This window comes from Dietzia aerolata, from assembly GCF_014144865.1.
Lineage (GTDB): Bacteria > Actinomycetota > Actinomycetes > Mycobacteriales > Mycobacteriaceae > Dietzia > Dietzia aerolata.
In genome coordinates this window covers 1-4818 of record NZ_JAALDM010000146.1, presented here as the reverse complement: position 1 = coordinate 4818, position 4818 = coordinate 1, and the positions used below count along the sequence as shown (strand labels likewise).

Sequence of the window (4818 nt, the reverse complement as noted above, 5' to 3'; positions counted from 1 at the left end):
GCAGGGCCGCGGCGAAGGGCAGGCCGCGGCCGATGCGATCCAGGTCGAACCGGCTCACCCGGGCTCCGGCCGGGTCTCCGGCTGCGCGTGCCCACGCTTGCCCGGCCCCGGCTCGGGTGCGTCCGGGTGGATGCTGCGGGTCTCCGCACGCGTGTATTGGCGGGGGAACAGGTCGTAGAAGTGGACCTTGGGCAGCGTCTTGGCCACCGCGAGCGTCACGTACATAACCGTGTTGATGGCCACAAATGCAGCGAGAATGGCGAACCATTCCGAGGACAACACCGACTCGGGCAACAGGATCCCGGCGTGAAGGGTCTCGATCGGTCCGGTGGCCATGACCACCGTGTCGGGGGCGGACGGCGTCGTCGTCGTGATCGTTGTTGTCGTTCCCACCAAGGCCTCCACGGTCGTCACGCCCCTTCCACCCGACTCACACCGTCTTCACCGACCACCACATGGCCCCAGTTGGCCTGGCGGGCCAGGAGGATGTCGAACACGCCCTTGAGGAAGACGATATTGAGGAACGTCGCGTACACCAGCTCCGGGACCAACACCACGGCGACCAGCTTGGCGCGCAGGTCCGCCTTCCAGACCCCCACCAGCCGCTCGAGCATGAACAGTAGGCCGAGCCCACCCCAGAAGGGATACCAGACCCACTCGTCCAGGGCGAGCGCGGTGATGAGGATCAGCGCCAGGTAGCTCGACAGCGCGATGGCCCCGTACCCGATCCCGAGCTGCTGGAACCAATACCGCGTGGTCTGCGGGGTGATCCCGTACGCGCCGAGGTTCTCCAGGGCGCCGCGCTGCCAGCGCAGCCGCTGATGCCACAGGGCCTTCCACGTGGGCATGACCTCCGTGACCACAGTGCACTGCGGCGGCGAGACCATGAGGCCGCCGAGCGACTTGAGTGCCAGCGTCAGCTCGTTGTCCTCGGTCAGGGCGGCCGTGTCGTAGACGTCGCCGTGCCGGCCCGGGATGCGGGAACCGCGGGAGCGGAACACCGATGCGGTGCCGGTGAGGACAAGCACCCGGCCCCGGCGGCGGCGGATGTCGCGGCTGTAGCGCGTGTACTCGTTGCGCTGGAACTGGCCGAGCAGCCCCGCGCCCTCCTCGCCGTAGAACAGGCCGCCGACCGCCATGAGGGCGAGGTCGTCGGTGAAGCGTCGGCGGGCGGCGGTGAGGTACCCCTGGTCCAGGACGGTGTCGGCGTCCATCACCATCACGCAGTCGTTCTCACCCAGATCCGGAAGCAGCGTGGCGAGGGCCTGGTTGAGGGCGCCGCCCTTCTTGTGGACGTTGTCGACCGAGGCGAAGACCTCCACGCCCGCCGCGCGCGCCAGGTCCGGGGTCGAGTCGGTGCAGTTGTCGGCCACCACGATGATCCGGTCCGGCGGGTCGACCTGCTCCTGCAGCGAGGTGATGGTCGCCGAGATCCGGTCCTCCTCGTTGTGCGCCGGGATGAGAACGGTGATGGTGACCGGCCCGTGGAAGACGCCACGCGTCTCCGCCATGACGATCTTGGGTGCCAGGGGGATGCCCTTCTCGTCCTGGGAGCGTCGGTACCGGTTGGCGACGGTGTTCTCCACCGAGGTCGCTATCGCGACGAAGATCAGGGCGACGACGAGCGCCGCGACGATCACCGCCAGCGGAGGGGCGTACGTGCCATAGAGGAACCGTAAGGTTCCCAGGTGGCCCTCCTGCGCCTGTTGGGCGCGGTTATCCGACAGCGTGAGGGCCAGCCAGAGCATGAGCCCGGCCATCGCGGCCAGCCCCACGACCGCCACGCCGACGGTCCGGCCCATGGAGAATTTTGGCTTGTCCACCGTCGTGGTCCTCCCGGCGTGGGTGTGTGAAGGCGCGGGCGTGGTGCACAGGTGTCACATTCTGCCTCATCGCACAGTCTTCCGGCGTTCGCTGACGGCGTACACGAAGAGGCAATGATTACCCCACCTGCGGCGTTGGATAGACATGACGGGTCGAGTGCCACTGCGGTGGCTCCGGCCGAACGACCGGGCCACTAGAGTGGTGAAAACCCGAGGAATGTGAGGTAGCACGATGTTCGAACGGTTTACCGACCGCGCGCGTCGCGTCGTCGTCCTGGCGCAGGAAGAAGCCAGGATGCTCAACCACAACTACATCGGTACCGAGCACATTCTGCTCGGGCTTATCCACGAGGGTGAGGGTGTCGCGGCCAAGGCCCTCGAGTCCCTCGGGATCTCGCTGGAGGCCGTGCGTAGTCAGGTCGAGGAGATCATCGGCCAGGGCCAGCAGGCGCCCAGTGGCCATATCCCGTTTACCCCGCGCGCCAAGAAGGTGCTCGAGCTGAGCCTGCGCGAGGCGCTCCAGCTCGGCCACAATTACATCGGCACCGAGCACATTCTGCTCGGCCTCATCCGCGAGGGCGAGGGCGTGGCCGCCCAGGTGCTGGTCAAGCTCGGCGCCGACCTGACGCGGGTGCGCCAGCAGGTCATCCAGCTGCTGTCCGGTTACCAGGGCAAGGAGGCCGAGGCCACCGGTACGCCCGCGGGCACCGGCGGACGCGAGTCCGGCACGCCGTCGTCGTCGACGGTTCTGGACCAGTTCGGCCGCAACCTCACCCAGGCCGCCATGGAGGGCAAGCTCGACCCGGTCGTGGGCCGCGCCAAGGAGGTGGAGCGCATCATGCAGGTGCTCTCCCGGCGCACAAAAAACAACCCGGTCCTCATCGGTGAGCCCGGCGTCGGTAAAACTGCCGTCGTCGAGGGCCTTGCCCAGGCGATCGTCAACAACGAGGTCCCCGAGACGCTCAAGGACAAGCAGCTCTACTCGCTCGACCTGGGTTCGCTCGTGGCCGGCTCCCGCTACCGCGGTGACTTCGAGGAGCGCCTGAAGAAGGTGCTCAAGGAGATCAACCAGCGCGGCGACATCATCCTGTTCATCGACGAGATCCACACCCTCGTCGGCGCGGGTGCCGCCGAGGGTGCGATTGACGCCGCGTCGATCCTCAAGCCCAAGCTGGCCCGCGGTGAGCTGCAGACCATCGGTGCCACCACGCTGGACGAGTACCGCAAGCACATCGAGAAGGACGCGGCGCTCGAGCGTCGTTTCCAGCCCGTGCAGGTGCCCGAGCCCAGCGTCGAGCTGTCCATCGAGATCCTCAAGGGCCTGCGCGACCGCTACGAGGCGCACCACCGCGTCACCATCACCGATGCCGCACTGGCGGCCTCGGCGCAGCTGGCGGACCGCTACATCAACGACCGTTTCCTGCCGGACAAGGCGATCGACCTCATCGACGAGGCCGGTGCACGCATGCGCATCAAGCGGATGACGGCTCCGCCGGACCTGCGCGAGTTCGACGAGAAGATCGCGGAGGCCCGCCGCGAGAAGGAGTCCGCGATCGACGCGCAGGACTTCGAGAAGGCCGCCGGCCTGCGCGACACGGAGAAGAAGCTCATCGCCGAGCGCGCCGAGCGCGAGAAGCAGTGGCGTGCGGGCGACATGGACGTGGCCGCCGTGGTGGACGAGGAGCAGATCGCCGAGGTCCTGGGCAACTGGACCGGCATCCCCGTCTTCAAGCTCACCGAGGAGGAGACCACACGTCTGCTCCGCATGGAGGACGAGCTGCACAAGCGGATCATCGGCCAGGAGGACGCCATCAAGGCGGTCTCGCGGGCCATCCGCCGCACGCGCGCCGGCCTCAAGGATCCCAAGCGCCCCAGCGGCTCGTTCATCTTCGCCGGACCCTCGGGTGTCGGTAAGACGGAGCTGTCCAAGGCGCTCGCGAACTTCCTGTTCGGTGAGGATGACGCGCTCATCCAGATCGACATGGGCGAGTTCCACGACCGCTTCACCGCCTCGCGGCTGTTCGGCGCGCCCCCCGGGTACGTCGGCTACGAGGAGGGTGGCCAGCTCACGGAGAAGGTGCGGCGCAAGCCGTTCTCGGTGGTCCTGTTCGACGAGATCGAGAAGGCCCACTCGGAGATCTACAACACCCTGCTCCAGGTGCTCGAGGACGGCCGTCTCACCGACGGTCAGGGCCGCATGGTGGACTTCAAGAACACCGTGCTGATCTTCACCTCGAACCTGGGGACGAAGGACATCTCCAAGGCCGTGGGCATGGGCTTCTCCGGCGTCGGCGAGCAGGATGCCGAGGGCCAGTACGAGCGGATGAAGCAGAAGGTCAACGACGAGCTGAAGAAGCACTTCCGCCCGGAGTTCCTCAACCGTATCGACGAGATCGTGGTGTTCCACCAGCTCACGCAGGATCAGATCGTCGAGATGGTCGACCTGATGATCGGACGCGTCCGCTCGGCCCTCAAGGCCAAGGACATGGACATCGAGGTCACCCTCAAGGCCGAGCGGCTCCTGGCCCGCCGTGGCTTCGACCCGGTGCTGGGTGCGCGGCCGCTGCGTCGCACGATCCAGCGCGAGATCGAGGACACGCTCTCGGAGAAGATCCTCTTCGGCGAGGTCGCTGCAGGCGACCTGGTGACCGTGGACGTCGAGGGCTGGGACGGCGAGTCCGAGCGCACCGAGGACGCCACCTTCACCTTCACCGGCACCCCGCGGCCGAACGCGCCCGAGAAGGATCGGACGGGTGAGGAGATCACCGCCAGCGTCGCCCCCACGGGCGAGGCCGGCCCCGGTGACTCGCTTCCGCCGAGCTCCGGTGGTTTCGGTGGCGGCGCCACCGGCCCGGCCGGCAGCGGTGGGGCAGCCCCCGCCACCAGCTGACCCCTGAGCGCTAGTCGCGCAGGAACCCGACGACCCCCGCCCTCACCGGCGGGGGTCGTCCCCATTTCACGACCGGGGATGAGGCCCTGGACCTGGCACACCCCG

The 4818-nt window shown here is 67.7% G+C and carries 3 protein-coding genes; 1 reads left to right on the top strand and 2 read right to left on the bottom strand.

All coding sequences use genetic code 11. The features are described from left to right. Positions 1-54 precede the first annotated feature (54 nt). Entirely contained in the window at positions 55-414 is a 360-nt protein-coding gene (locus G6016_RS09645; RefSeq protein WP_241730061.1) for a hypothetical protein, read from the bottom strand. Beyond that, entirely contained in the window at positions 411-1823 is a 1413-nt protein-coding gene (locus G6016_RS09640) for a glycosyltransferase (protein ID WP_182632455.1), read from the bottom strand. The genes G6016_RS09645 and G6016_RS09640 overlap by 4 nt, the downstream gene beginning before the upstream one ends. Positions 1824-2055: 232 nt before the next feature. Between G6016_RS09640 and G6016_RS09635 the strand changes: the two genes are divergently transcribed. Further along, on the top strand, positions 2056-4713 hold the full coding sequence (locus G6016_RS09635; RefSeq protein ID WP_182632454.1) for an ATP-dependent Clp protease ATP-binding subunit: 2658 nt from the start codon (positions 2056-2058) through the stop codon (positions 4711-4713). Positions 4714-4818 lie beyond the last annotated feature (105 nt).

Coding starts and splice junctions, on each gene's coding strand:
- G6016_RS09635 (WP_182632454.1), top strand. CDS start 2,056: ATGTTCGAACGGTTTACCGACCGCGCGCGTCGCGTCGTCGTCCTGGCG.